Below are 25,720 nucleotides of genomic sequence, written 5' to 3'. Positions count from 1 at the left end.
CGTTGGGCTGCGCAGCAGTCCTCGTTTTTTGCGGTTGCCATGCAACCGAGCGGGAGCAAGCTCCCTCGCCACAGAGTCAGGTGTCAGGCCTTGCCTGCAACGTGTTAGAAACTCATGTCCACCTTGGTCCAGAGCGTACGCCCCGGTTCGTTGATGGCTTGCGGGTCACTGGCCGGATAGCCGAACCCGGCGTTGCCGGCCAGATTCAGGTGCTCGGCGTAGGCTTTGCCGAACAGGTTGTCGACGCCGCTGCTGACCTTCCAATGCGTGTTGATGCGGTAGGCACCATTGAGGGAGAAGACCCCGAAGCCCGAGCTCTTGCCGTAATCCTTGCCCACCACGTTGCCCCTGTTCTCGTCGACCCGGTGCTGGGCCGCCACCACCCGCCACAGGGCTCCGGCGCTCCAGCGGTCTTCGCTGTAGGTCAGGCCCAGGCGTGCATCCAGCGGCGGCATCTGTGCCAGCGCACTGCCGTCGCTGCTGTTTTTGCCCCAGGCATAGGCCAGGGTCGCGTCGGCCTTCCAGCGTTCGGTCAGCCGGTAGGCCGCACCCAGTTCGCCGCCCATGATCCGCGCATCGATGTTCTCGGCACGGGAGGTGCTGCCCATCATGCCGGGGGTGTAGTCGAACAGGATGTAGTCACGCACTTGCCCGATATACCCGGAGGCCCAGGCTTCGAGGGTTTCGGTCTTGTACTGCAGGCCGAAGTCGAGCTGGGTGGTTTTTTCCGGCTTGATCGAATCGAAGGCATTCAGCGAGCCGGTGGGGCCGTTATCCGGCGAGAACAGCTCCCAGTAGTCGGGGAAGCGTTGCGCGTGGCCCAGGCCTGCATAAACCGTCGTGGGGCTGTCTGCCAGATCGTGCTCGTAGCGGACGAAACCGCTGGGCAGAGTATCGGCGCGGGTATCGTCGGCAGTGGGATTGGGTCGGGCCATCATGCCGGAGCCGATGCTCTGCCGGTAATCCTTGGCCGAGGCCCGGTCGAGCCGAGCACCGGTGACCAGCCTGTCGCGGTCGGCGGCGTACCAGGTCAGTTCGCCGAAGATGCCATAGTTGTGAAAGTCGGCGTCCTTGGTGCGCGGCAGTTCCTTGTAGGTGTCGACGCCCATGCTGCTGCGTTGGCGATGTTCGTTGGTCTGGGCATCCAGGCCGCTGATCAACTGCACATCGGCCCAGCGCCAGGTGGCCTTGATGCGCGCGCCCAGTGTGCGTCGGTCGACATTGGACGCCATGGGGCCGGCCATCATTCCGGTGCCTGAAGGCGTGCGCAGCGTGTAGTTGTCCATCACGTGGTCGGCGTAGTTGTAGTAGACCTGTGCCTCGATCTTATCCAGCACACCGCCGAGGTTCGACCGTTCGAAACGCAGCCCGAGGCTTTCACGCTTGAACTGCGAGCCGTCCATACCTCGCCCGGCGTAGCGCGCCTCGCCGTCGCCCTTGCCGGCGGTCAGCTCCAGCAGCGTATCGGCATCCGGCGTCCAGCCAAGGGTGACGTCGCCGTTCCACTTGTCGTAGCGCGACGGTACGGTGTCGTTGTTGCCGTCGCGGTAATCGTCCGAATGGGCGGTGTTGCCGATCACCCGTACGTAGCCCAGGGACCCGCCGGCAGCGGCGTCCAGCACTTTGTCGAAGCGACCGTTGGAGCCGGCGAGCACACTGGCATTGACCCTTGTGCCCAATTCACCGAACTGTTCCGGCTTGCGGTCGAACAGGATGGTCCCGGCCGACGCGCCAGGGCCCCACAACACGCTTTGCGGGCCCTTGATCACGGTGAGCTGATCGTAGGTTTCCGGCGAGATGTAGGAGGTTGGCGCGTCCATCCGACCGGGGCAGGCGCCCAGCAGCGTGCTGCCGTTAGTGAGGATATTCAGCCGTGAGCCGAACATGCCACGGAGCACCGGGTCACCATTGGTACCGCCGTTGCGTACCAGGGCGAAGCCGGGAATGGTCTTGAGGTAGTCACCGCCGTCACTGGCCGGGACCGGTTGGCGCGGGTCCTTGGGATTGGTGACCACGGTCAGCGGTGAGCTGGGTGCAATGGCGGTAATGACCGTCGGGCTCAGTTCCTCGACCTGGCCTTCATGATGCTCGTGTTCATCGGCCTGCGTGTGAGACGTCAGTAGCAGACCGCACAGGGCGGCAATGGCAGGGTGAAAGCGCACCCGTGCCTCATTTGGAGGGCAGTTGGCTTGGGCTGTACCCAAAGCGATGCCGGCAGAAAACCTGGACATGATGATTCCATCGAACAAACGTAGACGACACGGTCGGGCAGCCTGGAGCTGTCTTGTGCGACCGGGTTGGTAAGTGTCGGATCTACGCGTCGAGGGGCGGTGCGCGGGTACGGGCTCCCGGGAAGAAGGATGGCCGGGCATGGCCCAGGCGTGGGGAAGGGCTGGTGTAGGTGTTGGCCGTTGGGGTGTCGAAAACGGCGAGAGGCTGCCCGCCGGGCAGGGCCGGGCAATTGAACAGCAAGCTGCAATAGCCGCATTTTTCCCACAGCGCGTGGTGCTCGTTCCGAGGCGTGCCGTGTTCGGCTGTCGGTGCTTCATGTCCGGCGTGAGCAACGGACATGTCCATGCTCATGTCCATATCCATGCTCATAGGCATGGATGAAGACATGTGCTGATCCATCGGCATCGACTGGGAAACCAGTGGACCGATGAAGATCATCAGCATGGCGAACAGGCTGATCCAGCTGCCGGGTGCCAGACTCATTGGCTGGCGGCGGGGCATGTCAGGCCTGGCGCGGGGAAGACCCATGGGCCGCTGTCAGTGCATGTGGCCTTCGGTCTTGGTGCCGTCGGGGGCTTTTTTCTGCACCGCAACGTCGACCGTGACATCCCCGGCTTTCTCGAAATGCAGGGTCATGGCAAAGCGCTTACCGTCTTTCAGTAGGTTGCGGTCCTCAAGCTCCAGCAGCATGACGTGGTACGCCATGGGGGCGAAAGTGACGGTGGCGCCTGGAGCAATCTCGACCGAGGGCACGGGCTGCATCTTCATCAGGTCGTCCTGCTTCACGTGCTCGTGGAGCTCGGCTTTGCCGGCAATCGGCGTGTCGACGCTGAGTAACCGGTCCGCCTCTGAGCCCGTGTTGTGGATCACGAAATACGCGGCCACGGTGGGCGCGTTGGGCGGCAGTTCCTGGGACCAGGGATGGGCAATCTCAAGGTCACCGACCTTGTATTGATGAGCATGGGCAAAGCCGACGGGAAGCAGCAGGGCAGCCAGCAGGATGAGTCTGTTCAACATGGTTGATTCTCCGGAACGATTCAGGACGCAATTGTTTTATGCGGTGGAATCAGACCAGAGGCGAGGCGCGGGGGTTGAGACTCGGCCATTGCTGGCGTGGGGTGGGGCTGTCGAACGTTGAGTGGACAAGGTCGAGATGGGCAGGCTGTGGGGCCAGATACAGCCGCGGAGCCTGTCCCGTGAGCGCCACCAACGACGCCGAGCCTGCGCAGCACCAGCAATGCTGCATGGTCGAGTGATCGTCGTTGCGGGGCGTGCCCTGTTCGAGCTTGCCCAGGGAAATCGCCACCATCTTCGTGCCACTGGAGGAACAGAAGCTGCCCCACAACAATTGCTCGGCCGGCGCACTCTTCTGCACCATCCCGCTGCCGGAAAGCGGCATGGCCAGCATGTTGAACAGCACTGCGAAGCAGGCGATCCAGGCAAATGCAAGCCGTTGTCGGGACATGGGCGAATCCGCTCGGTTGGGCGATCAGGTGGCGGTATTTAGCCTGATCGGGGGGCAGAAGTAAAAAGGCCATGTGCGGTGTAGGGTCGCAGGGCTTGGGTTAACAGTAGCAACAGATCGCCAGATGAGCGCTGTTGTGGCGAGGGAGCTTGCTCCCGCTGGGGCGCGAAGTGACCCTGAAACCCGATGTTGCGGTGTGTCAGGAGAGCCTCGTTCATATTTTTTGGGGCTGCTGCGCAGCCCAGCGGGAGCAAGCTCCCTCGCCACAGGTTCAGGCTCGACCTGACACTCGCTAAAAATTACCAGGGGGCTCAGGGTGCAAACGTCGACAGCGCCGACAGCATCTCATCCAGCGTCCAGAATTCCCGATCCACTCCCGCCAACACCGGCCGCCTCAGCACCAACACCGGCACCCCACGCTCCCGCGCCACCTCCAGCTTCGGCTCGGTTGCCGTACTGCCACTGTTCTTGCTGACCAGCACATCGATCTGCCGCCGCTCGAACAGCGCCCGTTCGCCGTCGAGGTGGAACGGTCCTCGCGCGCCGATGACTTCGCAGCGTTCGTTGCCGGGGTAAACGTCCAGGGCGCGTAGGGTCCAGAATTGCTCCGGGGGAATTTCGTGCAGGTGTTGCAGCGGTTCGCGGCCGAGGGTGAAGAGGGGGCGCTGGAAGGGTTTCAGGGCCTCGGTCAGTTCGGCCCAGTCGGCGACTTCGCGCCAGTCATCACCGGGCTGGGGTTGCCATGCCGGGCGGCGCAGGGCCCAGCAGGGAATGCCACAGGCGCGGGCTGCGTGGGCGGCGTTGTGGCTGATCCGGGCGGCGTAGGGGTGGGTGGCGTCCAAGAGCAGGCTGATGCCCTGGTCGCGGATGAACTGCGCCAGGCCTTCAGCGCCGCCGTAGCCGCGGACCCGCACCTGGCAGGTCAGGTCAGTGGGGACACGGCCCACACCCGCCAGGCTGTAGATGTGTTGGGGACCCAGGGTGCGAGCGATGGCCAGGGCTTCGGTGACGCCGCCCAGCAGCAGGATGCGTTTCATGTAAAGGCTCCGGCGCGGCCGACGATTCCGCCCTGGCGGTCGATGGCGAAGACTTCGACTTGAACCTGGGACGGCACGATGCTTCGGGCGAAGGCCAGGGCGTGCTCGCACACCGCGTCGCCGAGGGCGATACCGGCGGCGCTGGCCATCGCCAAGGCCTGTTGGCTGGTGTTGGCGCCGCGTATGCCTTGCTGCAAAGCCTCGTCGGCGCCGATTGCGGCGGCCCAGTCGGCCAGCTGTGGCAGGTCGATGCTCGAATGACGGCTGTGCAGGTCCATGTGTCCAGCGGCGAGTTTGCTGATTTTGCCAAAGCCACCGCAGAGGCTGAGTTTGTCCACCGGAACCTTGCGCACGTGCTTGAGCACGGCGCCGACGAAGTCGCCCATTTCGATCAAGGCGATTTCCGGCAGGTTGTAGACCCGGCGCATGGTGTCTTCGCTGGCATTGCCGGTGCAGGCTGCGATGTGCAGGTAGCCATTGGTTTTCGCCACGTCGATGCCCTGCTGGATAGAGGCAATGTAGGCCGCGCAGGAGAAGGGCCGGACAATGCCGCTGGTGCCGAGGATCGACAGGCCGCCGAGGATGCCCAGGCGTGGATTCATGGTTTTCAAGGCCAGGGCTTCACCACCCTCGACGTTGACCGTGACTTCGAAACCGCCGGTATAGCCGGTTGCTTCGGCCAGCCGCTCCAGGTGATCGCTGATCATCTTGCGCGGCACCGGGTTGATCGCCGGTTCACCGACCGCCAGCACCAGGCCCGGTCGCGTCACCGTGCCGACGCCGCGCCCGGCCACGAAACGCACCCCCGGTTCGGCTGTCAGCCGCAACTGGGAAAACAGTAGCGCACCGTGGGTCACGTCGGGGTCGTCGCCGGCGTCCTTGATCGTTCCGGCCTCGGCGCCCTGGCCGGTCAACCGGCAGAACTCCAGGCGCATCTGCACCTGTTTGCCCTTGGGCAAAACGATCTCCACGGCATCGGCGCAATGGCCTTGCAGCAACAGGCGCGCCGCCGCCAGGCTGGTGGCCGTGGCGCAGCTGCCAGTGGTGAGGCCGCTGCGCAGGGGCGCGGGTTGTTCGGCGGTTTCGTCACGCATCGAGGGGCTTTGCCAGGTCCAGCAGGGTAATCGGTAACGCCTGGCGCCAGGTGTCGAACTCGCCCAATGGTTGGGCCTGGGCGATATGGATACGCGTCAGTTCGCCGCCATGGAGTTCGCGCCAGTTCATGAGCGTCATCTCGCTTTGCAGGGTCACGGCATTGGCGACCAGCCGGCCGCCGGGCTTGAGTCGGTCCCAGCAGGCTTCCAGCACGCCTTCACGGGTAACGCCGCCGCCAATGAACACGGCGTCCGGGCGCTCCAGTCCCTCGAGAGCCTGCGGCGCTCGTCCGCGAATCAGCTGCAGGCCGGGCACGCCGAGCGTATCGCGGTTACGTTCGATCAACCCTTGGCGGCCTTCATCGGCCTCGATGGCCAGGGCTCGGCAGGTCGGGTGCGCGCGCATCCATTCGATGCCGATGGCGCCGCTGCCGGCTCCGACGTCCCAGAGCAATTCGCCGGGCATCGGGGCGAGGCGGGCGAGGGTGATGGCGCGCACATCGCGCTTGGTCAATTGACCGTCATGCTCGAATGCGCTGTCCGGCAAGCCGGCCAGGCGAGAAAGGCGAGGCGCCGAGGGTTCGGCCTGGCACTCGACGGCGATCAGGTTCAGGTCCGCAACGGCCGGGTCGGACCATTGCGCGGCGCACCCTTCGATCCGGCGTTCTGCGTCACCGCCCAGATGCTCCAGAACTGTCATGGCGCTGGGGCCGAACCCACGCTCGCGCAGCAGCGTCGCCACGGCGGCCGGGCTGTGGCGGTCATTGCTCAGCAACAGCAGCCTGACGCCAGTGGATAAGTGGGCGTTGAGCACGGCCAAGGGGCGCGCCACCAGCGACAGGATCATCACGTCCTGCAACGGCCAACCCATGCGTGCCGCTGCCAGCGAACAGGACGAGGGCGCCGGGATGACCTGCATCTGCTCGCCCGGAATCTGTTTAGCGAGGCTAGCGCCCACGCCATAGAACATCGGATCGCCGCTCGCCAACACGCACACTGCCTCGCCCCGGCGCGTCAGCAGCGGCTCCAGGGAAAACGGACTGGGCCACAGCTCCCGTTCGCCGCGAATACACCGCGGCAACAGCGCCAACTGCCGGGCGCTGCCGACAATCCGCGACGCCCGCAGCAAAGCATGCCGGGCGGCGCGGCCCAGGCCCTTGAAGCCGTCTTCGCCGATGCCCACTACGGTCAACCAGGGCGTCATCTGTGTTCCTCGACTGGATCTGTGTGATTGGCAGGCTGATGCCCGCGAACCGGGTGGTCATCATACCTTGAGTGTTTGGTTAAGGCTTCGTCCGATCCAGCATCGGCGGTTCAGCCAGACCGCCATCGCGAGCAGGCTCGCTCCCACAATTGGATAGGAGTACAGCCGGGAGCATCAGGCCGCCTCGTTTTTGCTTTTGCTTTTGCTTTTGGACGCCCCATTAACCACAAGGGCCGAACGCAGGCATTGCGCAGTGGGCATCCCGGCATGGATGCCGGGATAGCCGCGCTGGGCCATGGATGGCCCTTCGCGGCGGGCCCACGGAGCAATGCCGGAGTGAGGGAACACCGAGCCTTGGCGAGGTGCCCAGTGGTGGGGCGAAGCCTTTTTTGCTTACTTTTTTTGGCGTCTGAAAAAAAGTGAGCCGCCGTAAGGGCGGAACCCTAAGCAGCCGTTACCGCAGCAACGGATATGTACAACAACACCCAGGCCGGGCTCATCTACCGGTAAACATACCTGAGAATATACGCATACAAATCGCTAACGACTGAATCCGGCACATGCTCAGCATTCGCCTGGGCTTTCTGCAATGCCAAGTGACACGCCTTAACCATTTCTTCACGGTCGCCAATAAGATGCAGGCGATTATTGACGATGCTCTCAAAAGTACTGGCATACACCACCTTGGGGCCAGTGATGATCAAAGAACCATTTGTATCCAGGGTATAGGTGCTTTGAGCGCGCAGGATCCGTTCTTTCAACTGACCGAATCCCCGCTCATACAGGAAAATCTGCGAGCCGCTGACCGCTTTGGCTGCCGTCTCGAAAGCGAGGATGGTTGCCTGGGCGTTACTCAGGCTCGTATTCAGCGCTGCCAGCGAGACAAACCTTTCCATTTCCTGGTTCTCCAGGCTTTTGAGTGCCCGCTTGATACTCGACAGGTGCGCAAATTCTTTCTTGCAGGCAATGATGTGAGTCTCGAACTGATACCCGGCGGCGGTCGCCGTCGGTGGAAATGCGGCAAAATCCAAGCTGTCGAACGCACATTCCATGATGATGTTGTACTTGTCGTTGAACGCCTTCTCGAAGATTTTCGCGCCGACTTCCCGGACAAACGTCTCCGTATGTTCATAGGCGTGCAGCACGCCATGTTTGATCATCTGCGAGTATTGCGGATGTTTTTCCCGGTACTCGGGCAGATACAGGCGTACGTAGTTGTCGTAGCGCTTGGAGGGCAGCAGGCTTTTTTCCAGCAGATAGGTCTTGCCCGAGCCCTGCGATCCGGCGGTAATCAACATCTTGGGAACCGTCTCGGTCGTGACGCCGTTCAATAGCGTGGCAATGATTTCATCGTACGCGGCAGTGACCTGCGCCGGGGTGTAGGTGTAGCTCTGTGCGTGTGACATTCCGGATTTCCTTATCGAGAATGGGGTTGAGGTAAATGCTTGCCCTTTGAATAAAGCGGTGTTTCCCGGTTTGTTCAAATGCGCGTTGGTTTCAAGTTATGTACCTGTTTTTAAAGGTAAAAATACCTACAAGAAAACTCCGAAAAGCCTACGTCCTCATGCATCTCACAATGACCCCGTCACGGACATATTTGTCATCCAACTGCCCTCAATCCGACCAGCAAGCTTTTCATGCCCCCTGGCAAAGCAGGCATAATGGCGGTCCTTCGCCGTCATGGCGTGTCTATCTTTCGGTCTGCCCTTGAACGAACGTCTATCCTCCAACGTCATCCGCCCCTCGGGTTGTCCGGGGTTGTTGCGTGTTGTCCAGGCGCTGGATGGCGGGATCTGTCGGATCAAGCTCGACGGCGGTGCCATCCGTGCGGATCAGGCCGAGGCCGTGGCGTCGGCGGCCGAGGGGTTCGCCGGTGGCGTGATCGAGGCGACCAACCGCGGCAACCTGCAGATCCGTGGCATTGGCCCCGGGCATGGGGCGTTGATCGAGCAATTGCTGGCCGCCGGGCTTGGCCCGCGCAAACCGGCCGGCGATGACGTGCGCAACCTGATGCTCAGCCCGTCGGCAGGTATCGACCGGCAGATGCGGGTCGATACCCGGCCATTGGCCGAGCAGATTCTGTTCACTTTGCAAACCCATGATCGCTTCCATGAGCTGTCGGCCAAGTTCGCCGTGCAATTGGATGGCGGCGAGGCCATGGCGATGCTTGAACACCCCCATGACCTGTGGCTGTCCGCTTTTTTCCAGCGAGGCGAACCCTGGCTGGCCTTCGGCCTGGCCGGCACCCCGCTGGATCAACCGGCCGGCAGCGTGCCGCTGGCCCAGGGGCATGCCCTGGTGGTGGCGGTGCTGGAGCTGTTTCTCGACCTGGCCCGTCCGGACCAGACCCGCATGCGTCATCTGCTGGCCGAAATCCCCCAGAGTGAACTGATTGCACAACTGGCCCACCGCATGCCGGTGCAATCTTGCCTCGATTGGCAGCGCAGCGCGGCCGGCGACGGGCTGCACCTTGGCATTCACCTCCAGCACGACGATCGGTTCTACGTCGGCGCTGCGGCGCCCCTTGGCCGGCTCGACGCCGGTATGCTACGAGGCGCGGCGCGACTGGCGCGGGAGAAGGGTGACGGCAGTCTGCGCTTCACGCCCTGGCAAAGCCTGTTGCTGCCCAACGTCAGCGGCAAAGATGCAAACGAGGTGCTGGCGCGGCTCGAAGGCCTGGGCCTGCTGTGCTCGGTCGACCAGCCGTTGGCGCAGCTTGTTGCCTGCACGGGCTCCAGCTGTTGCGGTAAAGCCCTGGCAGATACCAAAGCCGATGCCCGGCGGTTGGCTGGGCTGCTGCAGCATCAGGACGGCGCGCTGAAAGTCCATTTGTCCGGCTGCCCGCGTTCCTGTGCGGCGGCCCATATCGCGCCCGTCACCTTGCTGGCGGTCGCCCCCGGTCGTTACGACCTGTATTTTCGCGAGGCCACGCAGCCGGGTTTCGGCGCGTTGCAGGCGCACAATCTGACTATTGAAGCGGTCGGCCAATGGCTCGACGCTCGCCCCCGGAGTCCCACTTGATGCTTGATTACATCCGCGACGGTCAGGAGATCTATCGCAACTCCTTCGCGATCATTCGCGCCGAGGCCAACCTGGCGCGCATTCCGGCCGATCTGGAAAAACTCGCAGTACGGGTGATCCACGCCTGCGGCATGGTCGAGGCCGTCGACGGGCTGCAGTTTTCCGAGGGCGCGGGCACGGCCGGGCGCCAGGCGCTCGCCGCCGGTGCGCCGATCCTGTGTGATGCGCGAATGGTCAGCGAAGGCGTGACCCGTGCCCGCCTGCCGGCCAACAACCCGGTGATCTGCACCTTGCGCGACGAGAGCGTGCCGCAGTTGGCCCGTGAATTGGGCAACACCCGTTCGGCAGCGGCCCTGGAGTTGTGGCGTCCGCATCTGGAAGGCAGTGTCGTGGTGATCGGCAATGCGCCCACCGCGCTGTTCTACCTGCTGGAAATGCTCGACGCCGGCGCACCGAAACCCGCATTGATCCTGGGCTTTCCCGTGGGGTTCGTCGGCGCCGCCGAATCCAAGGCAATGTTGGCGGCCAACAGCCGTGGCGTGCCGTTCGTGATCATGCAAGGCCGACTCGGTGGCAGCGCCATGGCTGCGGCCGCCGTCAATGCCCTCGCTACGGAGATTGAATGATGCAGCAGCGTGGACGTCTGATCGGCCTCGGTGTGGGCCCCGGTGACCCGGAACTGATTACCCTCAAGGCCCTGCGCCTGTTGCGTGAGTCTCCTGTGGTGGCTTACTTCGTCGCCAAGGGCAAGAAAGGCAACGCCTTCGGGATCATCGAAATGCACCTGCAAGAGGCGCAAACGCTGATGCCGCTGGTCTACCCGGTCACCACTGAAGTGTTGCCGGCGCCGCTGTCCTATGAGCAGGTGATCGCCGACTTCTATGACACCGCCGCCGAACAGGTGGCCGTGCATCTGGATGCCGGTCGCGACGTGGCGGTGATCTGCGAGGGTGATCCGTTCTTCTACGGTTCCTACATGTACCTGCACGATCGTCTGGCCGAGCGCTACGACGCCGAAGTCATTCCCGGCGTCTGCTCGATGCTGGGCGGTGCCTCGGTGCTCGGCGCGCCGCTGGTGTATCGCAACCAGAGCCTGTCGGTGCTCTCCGGCGTGCTGCCCCATGACGAACTCAAACGCCGACTGGCCGATGCCGATGCGGCGGTGATCATGAAGCTGGGGCGCAATTTTCCCAAGGTCCGCCAGGTGCTCGGGGAACTGGGCCTGGATAGCCGGGCGTTGTACGTCGAACGGGCGACCATGGCCAATCAGAAAATCGTGCCGTTGGATGAGGTCGAACCGATGTCCTCGCCGTATTTTTCGTTGATCATCGTGCCGGGTGAACGGTGGCAGGGATGATCTCTAAGGCACCGGCAATCGTCATCCTCGGCCCGGGCAGCCTCGCAACGGCCCGGCGGATCCAGCAGTGCTATCCCGGCGCCTTGATCCACGGCCTGGCCGGGCGGGTCGAGGGCGCGGACCGTCAGTACCTGGAATTCGGCGCGACGTTGCGCGAGCTCTATCAGCAGGACACGCCCATCATCGCCCTGTGCGCGGCGGGCATCGTCATCCGTACCCTGGCGCCGCTGCTGCTGGAAAAAGGCGTGGAGCCCGCCGTGCTGGCAGTGGCCGAGGACGGCAGCGCCGTGGTGCCATTGCTCGGTGGCCTGGGCGGGGTCAACGTCATGGCCCGGGAAATAGCGAGCACCCTGCAAGTCGCCCCGGCGATCACCACCAGTGGCGAATTGCGTTTCGGCACCTGCCTGCTCAATCCACCGAGCGGCTACCGTCTCGACGATCTGGAGCAGGGCAAGCGCTTTGTTTCCGATCTGCTGGCCGGTGAGCCGGTGCGCATCGAAGGGGCCGCGCCCTGGCTGGATCAAGCGCACTTGCCCCAGGACCAACAGGCGCGCCTGGCCATCCGTATCGACAGCGCTGCTGGTGTGCCCGCAGTCGATGAATTACGTATCTATCCACGTAACGTCGTGGTGGCGCTGAACGCCGGGACGACGGACATAGCCGCCATTGGCGATGCCTTGACACAGGCTGGCCTCGCGGTGCAATCGCTGGCTTGCGTGTTGGCGGCGGACAGCGACATGACGCGTCCAGCATTGCACGAAGCCGCTGCGAGCCTGGGCGTGCCGCTGCGCTTTGCTTGCGCCGGCGGTGATATCGCACAGTGGTTGAGCGAGGCCCTCGGTCAGCCGGCCTCGATTCGGCGCATGGGCAGCCTGGCCATCGCGGTGGCCGAACAGCCCCTGGATCCGCACCGCATCGGCCGACCACGGGGGCGCCTGGCGGTGATCGGCCTGGGTCCGGGCGCGGCCGAGTTGATGGTGCCGGCGGTGCGTGCCGAACTCGACCGCGCCAACGACGTGCTGGGCTACGAAACCTATGTGCGCATGGCCGGGCCATTTCGGCCCGATCAGGTGCAGCACTGCACCGACAACCGCGAAGAGCTGCAACGCGCCCGCCACGCCTTCGAACTGGCCGCCCAGGGACGCTCCGTGGTGGTGGTGTCGTCCGGTGATCCGGGGGTGTTCGCCATGGCGGCTGCAGTGCTGGAAGCGCTGCATGAGTCGACTAACGCCCATTGGCACGCTGTCGACCTGCAGATCCTGCCGGGGGTCTCGGCTTCCCTGGCCACGGCCGCCCAGGCCGGTGCGCCGCTGGGCCATGACTTCTGCGTGTTGTCGCTGTCGGACAACCTCAAGCCCTGGTCGATCATCGAGAAGCGCCTGGACCTGGCGGCACAAGCGGATCTCGCGCTGGCTTTCTACAACCCCATCTCCCGTTCCAGGCCCTGGCAACTGGGGCGGGCGCTGGAGATCGTCGCCCAGCATCGAACCGCGCAGACGCCCGTGGTCCTGGGGCGTGACATTGGCCGTCCGGGCCAGACCCTGCGCGTCACGACGCTGGGGCAGTTGACCCCGGACCAGGTGGACATGCGCACCATGGTGCTAATCGGATCTTCGACCACCTGCGTGTTTCCCCGTGCCGACGGTGGCCAGTGGGTGTACACGCCGCGCTGGTATGGCAGCAAGCCGCTCTGACGCAACCCGGCAGCCCGTTCGGGCTGCCGTCGTTTCTCGAATCTACTAGCTATTTATTGGTTTGGTTATATTTAACCGGTCTATGACATCAAGTTGCGGGCGTGCTATGCCTGTAACATGAAGTTGGTTTTTTATTTGGAAATTTATTGGTTTGCTTATTGGTTGAGTTGCACCCAGGCGCTAGGTTACTTTCGTCCGCGCTTATAGAGAGCGTTGCATTCTTTAAAGTTTAAATGCCCAGGTGCTGGATGCACATGTGGGCTGCCGTCGCCTGAGAGTGGCTCCGGTATTCATATACGATAAATGGAAGTGTTGTTATGAGTGAAAGCAGGTCTTCATCGACGGATGGTTATGTCGATTTCAAGGGTGTACTGAAACAGAAGGATCTTGAACAGGCATTAGTGCCCTACAAGGGCGATGATCAATATGATGCGGTGCTCCGATATTACTCCGGCTGTATCGCCGTGCAGGATGCCTCGTACTTGTTGGAACCGCTGGGGCTACTCAAGCAGGCGCTGGCGGCATTGCAGGGCAGCCGTCGGCGCCGTGCAGCAGATGGTGGCTCCGCTGCTGTGGACCTGGGGCGCATTCAAAACCAGGTGGAGAACTTTGAAACGCGTCTTCAAAACAGTCTTGAACAGTTGAAAGTACCGGCCACGGAAGTGCCGAAAAAATTGCACTTTGCCTGGCTCGGCGGAGGTATTGGCGCTATTCAGCGTGACTACCTCAATATCTGGAAGCGCGTGATGAGCGCCGAGGGGCATCAACTTTATCTCTGGTATGACAGTGATGCGCTGTTGGCCTATGAAACCAACCGGATTATTGTCGAAGCCGCCAAGGCGGATGCCATGCTCAACGGTGGGGAGAACAGTACCCAAGCATCTGAGTTGGGTGATCGTTATGAAGAGCGTGTCATTGTTCTCAAACAACAGATGTATGCCCATATCAGGAAAGCGGTGGAAAACGGCGGCAGTGCCGATGACGCGAGGGTGGACTTGTTGGTTCGGGCCTATGGTCAGGACAAGGCGCGGCTCGAAACCCTGAAGGCCGATAACCGACGTAGCCTCCAGGCACTGGCCGAAGGGAATCTGGCCTTGCGTGATCTGGCCCGGGGTGAAGCGCTTCAACTGAAGGATATCTACCAGCGCGAGATCAGCCTGCGTGGCAATTTTGCCTCAGCCTCCGATGTGGTGCGCGCCGAAGCGTTGTTCACCGAAGGTGGCGGTTATTCCGACATCGACGGTCTGCCACCCTTGCTGGAAAAACTGGGCCCAGTGGACATTCGCGGTTTCAAGACCGACGCGCTCCTGGGCACGCTGCAGTTGCTGCTTGATCGCAACCCCGAATGGATGCCAGGCCGGCAGGCGTTGCGTAGCAAGTACATGGACTACCTGGAGCAGATTCCATTGGAAAGCCGTGAGGCACTCAAGGTCTTCGCGGACAGCAAACCCGAGTTGAATCGGGTTTTTCGCACGCCGGTGGAACGTCTGGCTCGTCCCTACGAGCTGCGTGCCCTTGTCGTACGGACATCATTGAGCAACGCATTTCTGATGGCCCACCCGGGGGCGGCGATGCTCAGGGCTGTGCTCGATCGTTTCAGGCTCAACTATGAAATCGTCGATGCCACCGCTTGCCTGGCCGATGAGCAGAACATTGCTTTTATCGATGTCGACGCCATGGCCGATGTTGCAAAACAGGCGGCGAGCCAGGTATTTGGTGCTTTGCGTGAGTTGCCGCCGGAAGTGGAAATGACCACGTCTTTGCTGATTCAGGCCGCCGCTACCTACTACAGCGATGGAGTCCGCCCCCAGAGCGAAGTGACGATCTACCTGACCGGACCTGGCGCCATGCTCGAGGGCATGGCGGCTTACCTGAAGACGCATTTCACGCCCCGAACGGCTGAGCGGTGGCGAGCGGAAGCCGCGATCCCGGCGGTTGGCTCCGTTAACCTGGCCACCGAGGAAGAGCAGGACCACTCCTGGAAAGAGAACGAAAGCGACACCGTGCAATGGCGCGTCAACGAGCAAAAACGTTGGAAGGAAGGCCGCTTCGCGGCCCGTTATGCCGGTGATATGGCCGAACTGCTCAAGTACCGCTCGCTCCAGTTCGATGAAGGCTGGCCGGTGCTGGAAGGCCGTCATGTGCTATCCACCGATCTGCTGCAGCATCTGGCCGATGAGCTGGGTGATACCTTCATGACAATGATGAATCGCAGTCATACCGGCTTGGTGATTTTCGACAAGGCGATTGCCTTGGGTTTTACCGAGCGCCAGGCGATCCGCGATCAGAGCGCGAAGTTGCTGCCCCCCGCCTCCTTGAGCGATGCACAGACCCAGCGCTTGTCGATCGTTGAACTGTTGGGCCGTCTGGCCAAGGGCAGTTTCGAAGTGGCTCAATTGAGTCCGCTGCAACGCCTGCTGGTAGGGGCGTTGATCGGCGCGCAGGCGCTGGATAATCGCAGCTTCGAGGCGGTTCGCCCACAACTGGACAACCTGGCCAATAACCTCGACGAGCGCGGCATCGCGGGCAACTACGCGACGATCGAACGCGTGCTGTTCAAGCTTCAGGCGCCGACTTTCCAGGCCGGGCTGGCCGACCCGGGCGGTGAGCCGCCCGGGCATTCCGAAACCGCCCTGGAATTGAAGAGGAAGGCGCTGGAGCAGCCGCTGACATTGCGTCAGTGGGGGCGGCACGTCGCCCGGATCCAGCAGGTGGCGAAGCTTGAGTATCGCGTTCGGATCACCGAGCGCCTGGCGACTGTCCTGGACGGCCTGGAAGCCGACACGATCAAGCTTGTTCCTCAGGACTTGCTGCTTCAGGGTGAAGGTGAGAGGGTCGGCGGGCGTTGCTATCCCCTGGCCCTGGTCATGGCGGCGGCCATGGCGAAGGGGAAGGCGGCGGTCAACACCCTGCGCGAGCGCTTCTACCTGGGGGCCATAGAACCCGAGGCAAGTGATTGCGTGACATTCCTGCAAGGTGTGGAAGCGCTGCGCGAAGTGCAACTCAGTGACGTCGGCAACGCATTGGGGCGCTCGGACCTGAAACGTGTGGTGGAGACGCTGCAAGCCAGGACGACCACCGGCACGTTGATGCTCAATTCCGACAATCACGCCATGCTGGTGGCCAGAACCTTCGACGGCGAGCGCAGCACCTATCACTTCTACGATCCGAATTTCGGCGTCTTCGAGTTCGAGCATGCCACTCGATTCAGGCAGGCGCTGGAGCGGTTTTTTATCCAGCAGCAAATGGCTGTTCATTACGCGGCGTACGGGGATGCGGCTCGTCCGACGTTCGAGCTGATCGAACTGGACGGTGAGCGGGTGTCGAAAACCTTATTGCCCGGTTCGATCCGGGTCTCGGAGCTGCTGCAGCCGGGTGCCTTGCCCGGACATTCGCAACCCCCTGTCAGGCAGCGGTTGGCCAGTGCCCGCGGGCAATCGCTCATGGACAATCCTCGGCTCGGCAGCAGCCTGTTGGCGCTGGATGGTCACTGGTGGGGACAGCGGATTGCGGAGGTCACCACCCAACTTCGGCAGCAGAACCGACTGGCGCCGCAACTTGTGCCGCTGTTCGAAACCCTGGAAATCACCTCGGACGGGTCGTATCGGATCAACCTGATCGATCCGAAAGACCCCGGGCAGCTGGTACGGGTCACCTCCGACGATCACCGACTCCTGCGGATCAAGAACTACCTGTCAGAGCGTTTTCTGACCTTGGCCAACAAACCTTTGGTCCCGAGCGAGCCTGTCGAAGTGGGCAGCGTCCACACCCTCAATGCCGGCTTCAGCATACAGGCGCTGATGTCCGCGTTGGCCGAGCGGGAAGGGCCGGACCGTCCTTTGTCCCTGGCGGTACGGCTGCATGTCTATGTCAATTACGCACAACTGGCGCATGGCAATGTGGTCGATGTAGCGGGCTTGGTAGGCCTGGTCCGGCAGGCGTTGGCGGAAGAGAAATTGATTGCTCGCACTGTTGCGCCTGTGGTCAAGGCGGCGGTGGGATCCAGCGTGAGCGAGGCGACCGGAGGCCTGCTGCAACTGGCGAATGTCGGATTCGATATCTACCAGTTGTCTACTGCATCCAGTGAGATCGAACGCACCCGGTTCGGCACTCAACTGGCCTTCGATTCGGCCGGGCTGGTGTTGTCGGCGGGAGCGCTCACGGTCGGCGTCACCACTGCAGGAGCGTTTCTTGGCGGGGCTTCCGTGATCCTGGGCGGCTTGGCGGTCGGGGTGACGGCCGTGGCCCAGGGGTTCGCTGCCATCGCCGAAGAGGCCAAGCAGGTCGGGCTGTTTTTCGACGAACAGACCAAGGCCCATCTCCAGGCCTATCGGTTTGACGCTCGCAGCGAGGGCTGGTTGCCACGTCCGTCGCTGATCGTCGGCACGTTGGACCTGGCTCGCGGCGAACTGGCGCTGGACAGCCCGAGGCTTTATCCATTGCGGGACCATTTCGGCGTCCCGACGTTCGATGACGATTATGACCAGGCGATCGATATCCGTCGGGAGTTGCGTCTGACCGATCGAGTCAGGTTCACCCCGTCCGCCGGCCAGGCCATCGTACTGCCTTGCGTGCCGAAAACCTGTTACCGCTATGAGTACAAGGCACTGCCATTCGCGAGCTTGCGTCATGACACCGGATTCGACACGGCACGGCGGTTGGAGAAAAAGAAGGCGGATGGCGGATGGCTGTTCCTGTTTTCCTTTTATTCGTTTCCGAGCGACTACATTCTGTACCGCATGCTCCCGGACTATCGGCCAACCGTGATCGATGTATTGCTCGATGAGACCGAGCGTTCGCTGTTGGTGCCGGTGCTCCCAACGGCGTGGCACGGAAAAATCAGCTACCGGATCCAAGGCGCGGGCAAGCGCTGCGCAGTGGGACTCAACCCCGGCGTGAGCCTCACATTCGAGTCGTTGAACCGACAGCGGTCGGGTTGGGTGCTGGATGCACCTTGGGCCAATGAAGGCGACATCCGGATCGAGCGCCATGCGAAACTGTTCGTGGGTGCTGTCCAGGTGAGCTTCACGGGAACGGGCCTTCATGACGTGCTGCTGCGGATCGCTGGCAATCAAGTGTTCCAGGTCGAGCTGGGCGAGCGCAAACTCACCCTCATCGAGCAGGACGTGCCTGCGGGCATGGATCGACAGGCATTGCAGCCACACCTCAAACGCCTGGCGCAAGGTCATCGCCTGGTGATGCCCTACACGCCGGTCCATCGCTACCTGGTTCCCTTCGAGAAGCCTGACGAACCCCGTTATGTCACGGCCTGGTATGACGCGAAGGAGGACCGTTTCCTGTACATCCGTGACGAGATACCCGGTACCGATGACGTGCTGCTGGGGGCTGTGGCAGGCGACAGTGCCTATTTCTATGAACCGAAGGGCCTGATCATTTGGCAAGTCAATGCGAATACCGGACTGTTGACTCATCGTTATTGGTTACGGAGCGCAAAGAATGCGGCGACCACCATCCGCAGCGTCGAGGCGGACGCCCAAGGGGTGGTCCATGTCGAGCAGCAGATCACCCGCGCAGACCAGACCCGCGATGTACTGGTCTATGTCATCCATGATGGGCAATTGCTGCTGAGTTCGGTGACTCGGGAAGAGGGGGCTGCGTTGGAGTCGGTCTTCAGTGCCAACGAAACACTGGCCGACTGGACCCAGGTTCTGGGCAGCGATTACCCCTTCACACCGTATATCGATAACGAGGCTACGTACGTCACCGTCAATTGGCAGCCGGCGCCCTTTGTTTCGGTCTGCTGGGCAATCGACGCGCAGTGGCGAGACATGGCCTGGGTTCGCCGCAGTGACCAGCTGATCATCCGCCCCGCGCCGAAACACAACCATCTGCGTGGCTGGCCGGACTCGATCAAGAACATGACGGATCTGACCTTACTCACGCCGAAGGACGGTAGTGACGTGTTCATCGTATACGACAGGCTCAGAAAGGAACTGTGCCGCCGGCGACGCACCCTCGTGGCAGGGAAGTGGCAATGGTCGAGCAAGTGGAAACAATACGAGAAGCTGGAAAATATCATCGCCATCGACGCAGGCTACCTGGTGCTGACTTCCGACGGACTGTTCTACACCCTCACGGACCAGGGCGAACTGAGCCTGGGAGGCATGAACGCGCCATGGTTCAAGGATCGGGCACATTGGTGGTCTGCATTGGAACCACTGGCCCGACGAAGCTCCACCGAATGTCTGGCCCTTGTCGGACTGATGAACTATAGCGGTGACGCGAAGTTGTGTGCCTGGTACATCGACAACAGGCTGTTGTTGGCTGAGCCGGGGTATGGGAAGGAAATGCGCCTGCTGAGCGTCACGCCGGATGGCGAGGCGGCCTGGCTATTCGATGTGTCCCAGGGTGAGGTTTATCGTCAGGCGTTCATCGATCCGCAGCAGCTTGAGTCGATCTTTGGACAGGGCACGCAAGTGTTGCAGGCTGACGCGTTACCCAAGGCGCAGCGTGAATGGGCACCCTGGCGATTTGTCGAGGTGACGGTCGAAGGTACCGGACTGCGTGGCGTGACGCCCGAAGGCGTGGTGGTTTCGCTGCGCAATCGTGAGCCAGCGTTGCTCACGGGCGTGACTCAAGAATGGGTCGTTGCCCAGGGTGACCGGACGCAGGAGAGGCTCGAGCAATTGGCGGACCAGCCGTTTCGTAGCGCGTTGCTGAGCGTGGAGGATCCCGATGACCTGCAATGGTTCGTCACTGAGCGCAAACGCTTGATTCGAGTATCCAGGACCAAGATCCCAAGGGCCTTCGATTTACTGGGAACCCAGCGGCAGGACAACGTACTGCTTTATGAACACAGCGATGGCAAGTTGTTGAGCTACCCAGCTATGGAAGAGGCGGGGCCCCTCGGCTACGTCCAACGTGATGGCGAGGTATTGATCATCGGCGGGGAAAAGATGAAGATCGATGATCTGCTGCCGGACGATGTCACGACCTTGGTTCTGCGCATGGGGCAGGGGGGCGCGAGTTACCGGCTGACGAAGGAGGCCTGGCTGAGGCTCGAATCGGTCGTTCTCGACTGCCGACCTCCCCTGGATGGTGTGTCTGCCGAAGGCAAGTTGATCTGGGAACTGTCTGACCCGGACAGACTGTTGCTGAGCATTGTCGATGAGCACTTGGTGATCATCGATCCTGACAGCGGGCACAGTGTGATTATTCGTGAAGTGTACGCCCGCGATATCAACTTGCGGGGTGAAGTGGTGCTCAGTTTCGAGGACCATCGACGCTATGCCGTTTCCAAGTTGATACAGCGCCTGGACGCCCAGCCGAACCCGCGCAATAGCATCACGCTGAAGGCGTTGCTGAGCGTCTCGAAGGCGCTGGAAAATAATGCAGTGAATTAATCAGGCCAGCCAATAAGCGGGGCCAGGTTGTTGATGCTCACGGGGCGATTCTTCTCAGATTGAATCGCCGCGTGAGGTGTTCATCCAACTTCTTTTTAATCAGGGCTCTTTTACTGTTCAGAAGGCTCCTGTCCAGTTTGAAGAATGCCTGTTGCTGAATGATTTTTGCCGAGCGTTTTTCCCAGTCCCAGAATAGGAAGTTGTGTTTTTTTATATCCACGCTCAGCTCCAGCTTGTAGAGGGCAAGATGGACGTTGTTCCGTGAGTCGTAGCGGGCTGGGATGATTTGAAACGTTTCGCCTTGCCGGGTTTCCCTGTCGAAGGACAGCGTTGCCGGCTGGTCGGATTTCAAGGCATCGAGGGTATCGATCATGGCGTTCGCCTGCCGGGAGTCCTTCATGGCGTGGGCGCTCTGAACCAGGAAGTCTGCCACCGAACCCGAGACAAGGTGCTGGGTGCGGGTAAAGATGGTGTCGTCATACAGCGACCAGCCGAGGAAATTCATGGTGCGAACATACTCTTCGAACCAGTTTTTAGAGTCGGTGTAGCGGTTATGGCCAAGGTCGGCTGATCGAGTGGCAATGCTATTGCAGTCCGCGATGTCGTTGTGATCCTGCAGGGAAAGCATCTCGATATAGGAAAGCAGGTTAGGGCCCGTGACCAGGCCGGTCAGTGATTGATCGTTCATGGGGAATCTCCATCAAAGTTGTCTTTTATAAATACAACGATGGTCGGCGTATTCAAGTGAGTGCCTGCACTGATTTAAATCCGAATGTTTGCTGGCACGGGAAAGCAGAAAAACTACATACGCTGTAATGGGCCGAAAGTTGCGGTTTGCCTGAAGGGTAAATTAGATTGTTGTTTGTCCGCAGGAGCGGTCATTACATAACCAAGGAAGTTATATGGAACAGTTTGAAAGTGCAGTAAGTATTGAGCAGAGTATTGAACTGATCGGCGCACGCATCAACAGGCGCAAGGCACTGGTCTCTGCCGGCCGGCGTGTGCGTCGAGCAGCAGCGTTGCAGGACAGCCCGACCAAGGACCTGGACGCGCTGATGTTGGGTAACGCGCTGGTTGGCTACGGCGCCAACATGTCGCTCACCAACATGGCGATCATGGAGAACCTGATGACCATGGCCATCATGGAGGCCAATTTCGAAGTGCCGGGCGGCAAGAACACCCTGGCGTGGTATGACGCGTTTATCCGATGCCTGCATGACCTCGGCTGTTTCGTTGCCGATGATGGCTATACCCGCTACTCCGAGAGTTCCCAGCGCGTGGACATGGACTTCGTGATCAGCGATATCGTCAAGGGGATCATCGATGGGGTGAAGGCCAGTGTCCCGGCAGCGTCGGTGCTCGGTACCGTGGTGAATACCACGATCGACGGGCTGAAGCAGGATAAGCAAACCCTCAATCTGTACAACAGCCAGGTCAAGACCCCCGAGGGTGCTCGCCTCTCTGTCATTCCCTGCGAGCAGTTGGCCAACGGTATCCTGATCGCCTCGTCCGCCTCGATCAGGCAGACCGGAACGTCGAATAACGGCGGTGTGCTTTTCGTGAACTGGCAATCGTCGGCGCGGGAAATCTTTCGCGGTAAATCCTTCGTAACGTTCAACCCGGCTCGTTACGAGGAGTTCAGGTCGGACATCGAGGAGTACCTGGGGGAACATCGCAGGGAAGTGCTGCGAAAACGATTCAACCGCCGCAAGCAAGGCTGACGGGCAGGGGGCTATGGCGCCAGGTAGCCTTTTACGCCGGTGAAGATGATCTGTGCTGCCAATGCACAGACGAATAACCCCATCAGGCGGCTGACGATTTGCAAGCCCTGGTCACCCAGAATCCGTTCGATACGGCTGGACAGGTAGAGCACGACGCCGACGGTGAAGCTGGCCAGGGCGATGCTGATGATGGCCATGAGTTTGTCGTCCCAGTGCGGCTGACTCACGCCCATCACCAGCAGCGCGCCGATGGTACCGGGGCCAACGGTCAACGGAATGGTCAGCGGGACGATGGTCACGTCCTGCTGGACACTGTCGGTCTGTACCGCCGACTTGCCTTGGGCCATGCCCAGCGCCGAAATGAACAGCACGCTGCCGGCGCCGATACGGAACGCATCCACGGTGATGCCGAATACACTGAAAATCACCCGCCCGAACAAATACAGCAAGACGCTGGAGACCAGCGTCGCGATGGCGACCTTCCAGGCCAGGCGTCGCTGCTCCTTGCGCGAATAGCCGCGGGTCAGGCCGATAAAACACGACAAAACGAAGAAGGGGCTGTAGAGCACCAGCATCTTCAGGTAAACGCTGAACAGCACATGGAGCATGGTCGGGGCTCAGGGCGGAAGAAGAGGACGGAAGTCTATCAGGCAGAGTGACGTCTGTCGGCTCAGGACGTTTGCGCCGTGCGGTTCTGTTGTTCGCGTTGCGCCACCCAATGCTCGATCAGCTCGCGCAGTTGCGACAACTCCACCGGTTTGGCCATGTGGCCGTCCATCCCGGCCTGACGGGCCCGCTCCTTGTGCTCGGCCAGGATGTGGGCGGTGAGCGCTACGATGGGCGTACGGGTCCGCTGGTTGCCCATTTCCCAGGCTCGCAGCTGCTGGGTGGCGGAAAACCCATCGAGAATGGGCATTTCACAATCCATCAGGACCAGGTCGTAACGCCGTTCCTTCATGGCCTTGAGGGCTTCCTCGCCGTTACTGGCGGTGTCGGGTTGCAGGTTGAGCTTGCCGAGCATGCCGCGGATGACCTTGGTGGAAATGCTGTTGTCTTCAGCCACCAGGATGCGGAAGTCACTGGGAACTTTCACCGGTGCGGCGGGACCGGCATTCAATGGAATATTGGGGGCATGGCCTCTGTTGCGCTGGTTCAGTTCGTCCGCGAGGGTGGTCTTGAGGGTATAGCCGGCCACCGGTTTGGCGAGGATGCGCTTGACGCCGCTGTTGCGCGCCACGATCTTGCTCGGTGCATTACTGATGCCGGTGAGCATGATCAACAGGATGTCGTGGTTCAGGCTCGGGTCTTCCTTGATCTTGGCCGCCAGTTGCATGCCGGTCATGCCGGGCATGTTCTGGTCCAGCAGCACCACGTCGAAATAATCCCGCAGGTGAGCCTTGGTGCGTAGCAGCGCCAGGGCTTCCTTGCCCGATGGCACCGCGCTGACATTCAAGCCCCAGGCGCTGCATTGTTGCACCAGCACCTTGCGACAGGTCTCGTTGTCGTCGACCACCAGTACCCGGGCGCCTTGCAGCGGACTGTCGAGATCGGAGGTCGGATGCTCCAGGCGATCCGGGTCCAGCGGCAGGGTCAGCCACAAGGTGCTGCCCTGGTTGCTTCCGCTCTTGATGCCGAACTCGCCGTGCATCAGCATGATCAATTGGCGGGCGATGACCAGGCCCAGGTTGCCGCCCAGGCGTGTGGCCGACAGGAAATTCTTGCTGTGCAGTTCCGCGTGCATGAGCGTGTCGCGCTCTTCGGCGTCCATGGGCAATCCGCTGTCCTGCACGGCGATGCGCAGGCGCGGTTCGCTGCTGCGCTCGTCGAGGGCGACGACGATCAGTACCTCGCCCTCGTCGGTCTTTTTCAAGGCGTTTTCCAGCAGGCTCAGTAACGCTTGGCGCAGCCTCGTCGGATCACCGCTGATCACCCTTGGTACCTGAGGCTGGATGAAGCTGATCAGTTCGACATTCTGCTGCTCGGCCTTGGCGCGGAAGATGCTCAGGCAATCCTCGATCAACGCATTGAGATCGAACTGCACATCGTCCAGTTCGATCTGGCCGGATTCGAGCCGGGAAATGTCGAGGATCTCATTGATCAGCGTCAGCAACTCGTTGCCGGCGCTGTGGATGGTCTGCACATAGTCGCGCTGCTTGACCGACAGCGGCGTGCCCAGCAGCAGTTCGGTCATGCCCAGCACGCCGTTCATCGGAGTACGGATCTCATGGCTGATCTTGGCCAGGAATTCCGCCTTGGCGTTGATCTCGGCATTGCTCGCGGCGAGGTCGCGACTGATGCTGAAACGGCTCTCGTTGATAGAGCGCTGGCGTTCGCCCAAGGCGACACTCATCAACAGGCCGCTGATGCAGATGAATACCAGCAATGTGACAATCAGGCCTTGGGGAGCGACCTCCGTGAGGCCTTGCAGGGCCGGCAGGATGATCAGCGTGCCCAGGTTGAAAACCACCATGGCCGCGACAAACAGCCGTGCCGGGCGATACCCCTTCTGCCAGTGCCAGGCGCTGACGAACAGCATGCTCAGGCCGGCCAGGGCCACCAGCGCATAGGTCATGATATTGAGCGGCAAGGTGTTGACGAACAACAGCAACAGACTGCACAGCATGATGAAGACGATGTCCCCCAGCAGCAGTCGGTTCAGCGGATGCGGTCCCAGGGGCGCAAAGAAACGGTAGGCGAACATCAGGCCGCAAGGCGCGGTCAGCAACAGGGCCAGGTAGGCGCCCGGTGTCTGCACCGCCGGCCAGTCGGGCAGCCAGCCCCCCGCCAGGTTCAGCAACAGGGCCAGGCTCAGCATCAGCAGCCCCTCGCAAGCCGCCAGCCACAGGCAACTGCGTGAGCGGGTGTAGGCGTAGCGGGTGAGGTTGTGCAGGATCAGCATGGCGATGCAGCCGAACAGCAAGCCATAGATCAGGGTCTGGTTCTGATCCGCCGCCGCCATGATTGCCGGCTGCAGGGTGATGTACGGGCGCAGTTCGTGCCGGGATGCCAAGCGCAGGTAGACGTCCAGCGGTTTGTCGCTGCGGGGCAGGGCCAGCATGAAATCGCTGCTCGGCACCGAATGTTCGCTGCGGGGCAGGGCATTGCCGGTGACCTGCTGGTCGACCAGGGCCTCGCCGTCCAGCACATAGAGGTTCAGGCGCGACAGGTCGGGCGCGAAGATGCGCAGGATCTGTTCATGCTTGTCGGGAGCCAGTCGGAAGCGCAGCCACAGTGCTCCATCGGGCTCGGCGGCCTGGAGACGGTCGAGGTCGATGGGGCTGAATTGATTGGTGTAACGGGCGGAACGGATGTCGCTCAGCTTCAGGTCGCCCTGTTCGTCGAGCAATACCGCCCAGCCACTGCCTGGCGCGGCTTGGGCCGGGAGCATGAGCAGCGTCAGCAGGGTGACGATAAAGCCTATGGCGATCCTGAGCCAGCGCACGGCGAAATCCCTTCGTAGGTTGATGCCAGATTATAACTATGCGCGGCGCCCTGACAGACAGGCAAGGGCCACGAAGCCCTGCCTGGCTG

At 61.6% G+C, this 25,720-nt stretch carries 17 protein-coding genes; 6 read left to right on the top strand and 11 right to left on the bottom strand.

What is annotated here, in order from left to right; all coding sequences use genetic code 11:
- Nucleotides 1–104 precede the first annotated feature (104 nt).
- The 8 genes from FBX99_RS04930 to FBX99_RS04895 all read right to left on the bottom strand — a co-directional run bounded on the left by FBX99_RS04930 (nucleotide 105) and on the right by FBX99_RS04895 (nucleotide 8,438).
- Nucleotides 105–2,231 carry a TonB-dependent copper receptor gene (locus tag FBX99_RS04930; protein ID WP_144928520.1) on the bottom strand — a complete coding sequence of 709 codons (2,127 nt, stop codon included), beginning with the start codon at nucleotides 2,229–2,231 and terminating at the stop codon, nucleotides 105–107.
- An 82-nt stretch (nucleotides 2,232–2,313) separates the two neighbouring features.
- Nucleotides 2,314–2,715, bottom strand: a complete 402-nt coding sequence (locus tag FBX99_RS04925) for a DUF2946 domain-containing protein (protein WP_144928569.1) — start codon at nucleotides 2,713–2,715, stop codon at nucleotides 2,314–2,316.
- Between the two features lie 54 nt (nucleotides 2,716–2,769).
- Complete coding sequence (locus FBX99_RS04920) at nucleotides 2,770–3,249, bottom strand: copper chaperone PCu(A)C (RefSeq protein ID WP_145130807.1); 480 nt, start codon at nucleotides 3,247–3,249, stop codon at nucleotides 2,770–2,772.
- 49 nt (nucleotides 3,250–3,298) lie between these two features.
- Complete coding sequence (locus FBX99_RS04915; RefSeq protein WP_144928524.1) at nucleotides 3,299–3,697, bottom strand: DUF2946 domain-containing protein; 399 nt, start codon at nucleotides 3,695–3,697, stop codon at nucleotides 3,299–3,301.
- Nucleotides 3,698–4,008: 311 nt separating this feature from the next.
- The gene (locus tag FBX99_RS04910) at nucleotides 4,009–4,734 is read right to left on the bottom strand and encodes a cobalt-precorrin-6A reductase (RefSeq protein ID WP_144928526.1); all 726 of its coding nucleotides are present in this window, start codon (nucleotides 4,732–4,734) and stop codon (nucleotides 4,009–4,011) included.
- Complete coding sequence (locus FBX99_RS04905) at nucleotides 4,731–5,828, bottom strand: cobalt-precorrin-5B (C(1))-methyltransferase (protein WP_144928528.1); 1,098 nt, start codon at nucleotides 5,826–5,828, stop codon at nucleotides 4,731–4,733. Before FBX99_RS04905 ends, FBX99_RS04910 begins: the two co-directional genes overlap by 4 nt.
- Complete coding sequence (gene cbiE, locus FBX99_RS04900) at nucleotides 5,821–7,032, bottom strand: precorrin-6y C5,15-methyltransferase (decarboxylating) subunit CbiE (protein ID WP_144928530.1); 1,212 nt, start codon at nucleotides 7,030–7,032, stop codon at nucleotides 5,821–5,823. The genes FBX99_RS04905 and cbiE overlap by 8 nt, the downstream gene beginning before the upstream one ends.
- 500 nt (nucleotides 7,033–7,532) lie before the next feature.
- Nucleotides 7,533–8,438 (bottom strand): zeta toxin family protein, encoded by a 906-nt coding sequence (locus tag FBX99_RS04895; protein ID WP_145130805.1) that lies wholly within the window; start codon nucleotides 8,436–8,438, stop codon nucleotides 7,533–7,535.
- Nucleotides 8,439–8,739: 301 nt separating this feature from the next.
- Here FBX99_RS04895 and cobG point away from each other — a divergent pair, with 301 nt between their 5' ends.
- The 5 genes from cobG (at nucleotide 8,740) to FBX99_RS04870 (ending at nucleotide 20,468) form a co-directional block, all read left to right on the top strand.
- Nucleotides 8,740–10,053, top strand: a complete 1,314-nt coding sequence (gene cobG, locus FBX99_RS04890) for a precorrin-3B synthase (RefSeq protein WP_306103458.1) — start codon at nucleotides 8,740–8,742, stop codon at nucleotides 10,051–10,053.
- The gene (locus tag FBX99_RS04885) at nucleotides 10,053–10,679 is read left to right on the top strand and encodes a precorrin-8X methylmutase (RefSeq protein ID WP_024781417.1); all 627 of its coding nucleotides are present in this window, start codon (nucleotides 10,053–10,055) and stop codon (nucleotides 10,677–10,679) included. The genes cobG and FBX99_RS04885 overlap by 1 nt, the downstream gene beginning before the upstream one ends.
- Nucleotides 10,679–11,410: a precorrin-2 C(20)-methyltransferase gene (locus tag FBX99_RS04880; RefSeq protein WP_144928571.1), complete on the top strand. Its 732-nt coding sequence runs from the start codon at nucleotides 10,679–10,681 to the stop codon at nucleotides 11,408–11,410. The genes FBX99_RS04885 and FBX99_RS04880 overlap by 1 nt, the downstream gene beginning before the upstream one ends.
- The gene (cobJ, locus tag FBX99_RS04875; protein WP_144928538.1) at nucleotides 11,407–13,104 is read left to right on the top strand and encodes a precorrin-3B C(17)-methyltransferase; all 1,698 of its coding nucleotides are present in this window, start codon (nucleotides 11,407–11,409) and stop codon (nucleotides 13,102–13,104) included. Before FBX99_RS04880 ends, cobJ begins: the two co-directional genes overlap by 4 nt.
- Before the next feature lie 317 nt (nucleotides 13,105–13,421).
- Nucleotides 13,422–20,468: a TcdA/TcdB pore-forming domain-containing protein gene (locus FBX99_RS04870; RefSeq protein WP_145130801.1), complete on the top strand. Its 7,047-nt coding sequence runs from the start codon at nucleotides 13,422–13,424 to the stop codon at nucleotides 20,466–20,468.
- A gap of 37 nt (nucleotides 20,469–20,505) precedes the next feature.
- Here FBX99_RS04870 and FBX99_RS04865 read toward each other — a convergent pair whose 3' ends face one another.
- Nucleotides 20,506–21,156, bottom strand: a complete 651-nt coding sequence (locus tag FBX99_RS04865; RefSeq protein WP_145130799.1) for a hypothetical protein — start codon at nucleotides 21,154–21,156, stop codon at nucleotides 20,506–20,508.
- Nucleotides 21,157–21,370: 214 nt separating this feature from the next.
- On the opposite strand from FBX99_RS04865, the gene FBX99_RS04860 reads away from it, so the two are divergent.
- The gene (locus FBX99_RS04860) at nucleotides 21,371–22,189 is read left to right on the top strand and encodes a hypothetical protein (protein WP_144928545.1); all 819 of its coding nucleotides are present in this window, start codon (nucleotides 21,371–21,373) and stop codon (nucleotides 22,187–22,189) included.
- 11 nt (nucleotides 22,190–22,200) lie between these two features.
- On the opposite strand, the gene FBX99_RS04855 is transcribed toward FBX99_RS04860, so the two are convergent.
- Nucleotides 22,201–22,797, bottom strand: a complete 597-nt coding sequence (locus FBX99_RS04855) for a MarC family protein (RefSeq protein ID WP_041023824.1) — start codon at nucleotides 22,795–22,797, stop codon at nucleotides 22,201–22,203.
- A 62-nt stretch (nucleotides 22,798–22,859) separates the two neighbouring features.
- Nucleotides 22,860–25,631, bottom strand: coding sequence for a hybrid sensor histidine kinase/response regulator (locus FBX99_RS04850; RefSeq protein ID WP_144928547.1), 2,772 nt, complete (start codon nucleotides 25,629–25,631; stop codon nucleotides 22,860–22,862).
- Between the last annotated feature and the right edge of the window lie 89 nt (nucleotides 25,632–25,720).

This window comes from Pseudomonas sp. SJZ074, assembly GCF_007828215.1.
GTDB lineage: Bacteria > Pseudomonadota > Gammaproteobacteria > Pseudomonadales > Pseudomonadaceae > Aquipseudomonas.
The sequence above is the reverse complement of the archived record's forward strand: the minus strand, read 5'-3'. Positions and strand labels throughout refer to the sequence as shown.